At 44.9% G+C, this 4,001-nt stretch carries 4 protein-coding genes; all 4 read left to right on the forward strand.

Annotation, left to right across the window (positions count from 1 at the left end; all coding sequences use genetic code 11):
* The first annotated feature begins 112 nt into the window (after positions 1-112).
* Genes P5683_RS16705 through P5683_RS16720 form a run of 4 tightly spaced genes read left to right on the forward strand, consistent with a single transcriptional unit; the run spans position 113 to position 3,782 of the window.
* The gene (locus P5683_RS16705) at positions 113-1,195 is read left to right on the forward strand and encodes an ATP-dependent 6-phosphofructokinase (protein ID WP_006625776.1); all 1,083 of its coding nucleotides are present in this window, start codon (positions 113-115) and stop codon (positions 1,193-1,195) included.
* Between the two features lie 27 nt (positions 1,196-1,222).
* Positions 1,223-1,843, forward strand: a complete 621-nt coding sequence (locus P5683_RS16710; RefSeq protein WP_006625775.1) for a tetratricopeptide repeat protein — start codon at positions 1,223-1,225, stop codon at positions 1,841-1,843.
* Between the two features lie 24 nt (positions 1,844-1,867).
* Positions 1,868-2,248, forward strand: coding sequence for a YccF domain-containing protein (locus P5683_RS16715; RefSeq protein ID WP_006625774.1), 381 nt, complete (start codon positions 1,868-1,870; stop codon positions 2,246-2,248).
* Positions 2,249-2,300: 52 nt separating this feature from the next.
* Entirely contained in the window at positions 2,301-3,782 is a 1,482-nt protein-coding gene (locus tag P5683_RS16720; RefSeq protein WP_315640489.1) for a DEAD/DEAH box helicase family protein, read from the forward strand.
* Positions 3,783-4,001: the final 219 nt, after the last annotated feature.

Genomic DNA, 4,001 nt, shown 5'->3' on the forward strand with positions numbered 1-4,001 from the left:
GCAGCCCTGTCAACCCCTGAGCCGGGGGCGATCGCAACTTGATTAAAAAATCAAATTGGGAAAGCAAATAACTGATAAACTGTTTTGAGGCTATATCAGAATAATCAGAAGTATGGCAAAACCTAAGCGCATCGGGATTCTGACCAGCGGTGGTGACTGTGCTGGATTAAATGCAGTAATTAGGGCGGCGGTATATCGAGCCCAGGGGACTTATGGCTGGGAAGTAATGGGGATACGCCAAGCCACCCACGGGTTAATGCTGCGTCCGCCATCAGCGACACCGTTAACCATAGAAAAAGTAGATCCAATTCTGACAGCAGGGGGGACAATTCTAGGGACAACGAATAAAGGAGATCCCTTTGCTTTTCCGATGGCCGATGGTAGTGTGCAAGATCGCTCCCAAGAAATCATTGACGGTTATCATGAATTAGGATTAGATGCGCTGATTGGCATTGGTGGGGATGGCAGTCTCGCAATTTTAAGGCGTTTAGCAGTTCAGGGAAATCTGAACCTAGTTGGTGTACCGAAAACCATAGATAATGATGTAGGTAGCACCGATCTATCAATCGGATTTGATACCGCTGTGAATATCGCGACCGAAGCCTTAGATAGATTGCACTTCACCGCCGCCAGCCATAGCCGGGTAATGATTTTAGAGGTTATGGGAAGGGATGCGGGACATATTGCTCTCCATGCGGGAATTGCGGGGGGTGCGGATGTAATTCTGATTCCCGAAATTCCCTACAGTCTGGATAGTATTTGTCAAAAAATTGAGGATTTGCAGCATCAGGGGAAAAACTACTGTCTGGTGATTGTAGCTGAGGCGGTTAGGACTGGTGCGGGAGAAACCGTGATGACCACTAATCAATTAGGTCAATCTAGGCTGGGTGGTATTGGTCATTATTTAGCCGATCGCATTTCCGAGGCTAGTGGTGCAGAAACGAGAGTGACAGTTTTAGGTCATATTCAAAGGGGGGGAACTCCTTCTTCTGTGGAACGTTTAATCGGATCAGCTTTTGGGGTAGCAGCAGTAGACTTAATTGCAGATGGCAAGTTTGACCAGATGGTAACTTGGCGTAACCGTCATGTGGAAAGTGTACCCATTGCGGAGGCGATCGCTCAGTATAAGGGTGTTGATACTAATGATATTCTAGTGAAGACAGCTCGGAGTATGGGAATCTGTTTAGGGGATTAACCATAAAAGTGGTGCTTTAGGGTAGGAATGAATCGTCAAATTTTACTGGAAAATCAACTCAAGCATTGGCACGAGGTAATCAGCGATCGCTCTGGTGATCCGGATGCTTACATTCGCCGGGGGATGGTTTACTTCAAACTGGGTCAAATTGCCGAATCAATTAAGGACTTCGACCAAGCCGAAGCCTTAGACCCCCGGATTAAACCATACCTGTGGCAGCGTGGTTTATCCTATTATTATGGGGAACAGTTCCAAGCCGGTGCGGATCAGTTTGAGATTGATCTGACTGTGAATTCCCAGGATGTTGAGGAGACAGTATGGCGATATCTTTGTCAGGCCAAATTACAGGGGGTAGAATCAGCTAGAATATCTTTATTGCCTGTCTCAGGTGATTCTCGGACAATCATGGGACAAGTTTACAGCCTATATCAGGGAAATTGTAGCCCGGATGAAGTGCTCAATAGGGGAACCTGGTTAGGACAACAGGGTAGATTTTACGCCCATCTTTATGTGGGATTATATTATGAGGCGGCGGGTGATCAGGAGCGATCGCGTTATTTTATCACCCAAGCAGCTACTCAGTATAAACTCAATGATTATATGTGGGATCTGTCTCTAGTTCACTGTCAACTGAGAGGATGGCAATAAAATGGAAATTAGGAATCTGAAACTATGACTTTGTTAGGAAACATCATCTGGTTAATTTTCGGAGGTTTTTTATCTGGATTAGGTTACATTATTGGTGGTATCACTATTTGCTTAACCATTATCGGCATTCCCTTTGGTATCCAAGCCATTAAACTAGGGTTTGCTACCATGACCCCTTTTGGTAAAGAAAGCGTAGTTTCCCCGGATTCATCTAATCTGTTAACCATGATTTTTAACGTGGTTTGGGTAATATTTTTTGGCTGGGAAATCGCCTTATCCCATTTATTGCATGGTTTAATTTTGGCAATTACCATCATTGGGATTCCTTTTGCGAAACAACACTTTAAACTCATCCCTATGGCTTTATTACCCTTTGGTCGTGAATTTCGCGATATTCAAAGATAACCCGAATCAGGTTAATGGTAATCAACCAAAGCAGCTACTTCCTATATAATTCATGCCTCGCCTACCTAAATTAACCTTTGAACGCGGCACATTAACCCTGCATCCTCCCCCCAGAGGTAGAGGGTGGATTGATTACGCAGTTTGGGATGATCGGGTAGAGAAGTTTCGTGTACCTGCGATTTCTTACCCTTTTCTGATCAAGTGTTTACAAGAGGAAAAAGTAGATTTTCTTGACGAAGCCAAAATCTTCCATCCCTTAAAGTTAGTTTCCCGCCTAGAAATGTCGCCTTATGTGCATCAACAAGAGGCTTTAAGCGCCTGGGAAAATGGCGGGAATAGGGGAGTTGTGGTATTACCGACAGCTTCGGGAAAAACCTACCTGGCGCAATTGGCTATAGAAGCGATCGCCTGTAGTACCCTAGTGGTGGTGCCGACCCTAGATTTAATGCACCAGTGGTATGCCCACCTAGTAGCTGCTTTCCCAGAGGCGGATATTGGGCTGTTGGGGGGCGGTTCACGGGATAAAACATCAATTTTGGTCGCCACATACGACTCAGCCACCTTGCAGGCGGAAACCCTGGGAAATCGCTATGGTTTATTGGTGTTTGATGAATGTCACCACCTCCCCACAGACTTCTATCGAGTCATTGCAGAATATGCGATCGCCCCCTATCGTCTAGGACTAACCGCGACCCCAGATAGGTCTGACGGTCGTCACAGTGATTTAAACCATTTAATCGGTCCTACGGTTTATCATCGCACACCGGAACAATTAGCGGGGGTGGCTTTAGCAGAGCATGATATTGTGCAGATTAAAGTTAAACTGTCGGAACCTGAACGCGATCGCTATCAAGAGTTAATTAAAGTTAGAAACGATTTTCTCAAAAACCAAAATATCCGCCTAGGTAGTTTAGACGGTTGGAAACAATTTGTGATGGTCAGTGCGCGATCGGCTTCTGGTCGTCGGGCGATGTTAGCCCATCGTCAAGCTAAAGAAATCGCCCTTTGTACTGATGGAAAGTTACGGATATTAGCCGACATTATCAGCCAAAATCACCCCGAAAGAACCCTAATTTTTACAGTAGATAATACTACGGTTTATCGAATTTCTCAAGATTTCTTAATCCCGGCTATCACCCATCAAACACCTGTGAAAGAACGTCATCAAATCCTGGATAAATTTCGCCAAGGAGAGTATCGAACCCTCGTGGCTTCCCATGTTCTGAATGAAGGGGTTGATGTTCCTGATGCCAAAATCGCAATTATTTTATCAGGTACTGGGTCGGAGCGGGAATATATCCAACGTCTAGGAAGGGTATTGCGTAAGGGAAGCCAAACCGGAAAACGGGCGGTTTTGTATGAGGTAATTACTGAAAATACCAGCGAAGAACAGACCTCCCAACGGCGGCGGGGTCACAAACAGCCCCCACCTCAAAAACCCAAGATTTCCCCACCTACTGGATTATATGATCTAGAGCGATCGTTATCTCCAAAAGCCGCCGAATCTTCAGAAAAATGGGATATTGATAATTAATAATTAATAATTAATAATTAATAATTAATAATTAATAATTGTAGGGGCGGGTTCTGCTGTCAATTCGGAATTATCGACGACAATATTAATAAACCCGCCCCCACCGACCGGGTAATTCTCAATTATCGACGACAATATTAATAAACCCGCCCCCACCGACCGTGTAATTCTCAATTATCGACGACAATATTAATAAACCCGCCGTCACCGACCGGGTAA

The organism is Limnospira sp. PMC 1279.21, from assembly GCF_032349615.1.
Classification (GTDB): domain Bacteria; phylum Cyanobacteriota; class Cyanobacteriia; order Cyanobacteriales; family Microcoleaceae; genus Limnospira; species Limnospira fusiformis.

What these genes read in the sequence shown, in the direction of transcription:
- P5683_RS16715 (WP_006625774.1), top strand. Translation starts at nt 1,868, where the DNA reads ATGACTTTGTTAGGAAACATCATCTGGTTAATTTTCGGAGGTTTTTTA.
- P5683_RS16720 (WP_315640489.1), top strand. Translation starts at nt 2,301, where the DNA reads ATGCCTCGCCTACCTAAATTAACCTTTGAACGCGGCACATTAACCCTG.
- P5683_RS16710 (WP_006625775.1), top strand. Translation starts at nt 1,223, where the DNA reads ATGAATCGTCAAATTTTACTGGAAAATCAACTCAAGCATTGGCACGAG.
- P5683_RS16705 (WP_006625776.1), top strand. Translation starts at nt 113, where the DNA reads ATGGCAAAACCTAAGCGCATCGGGATTCTGACCAGCGGTGGTGACTGT.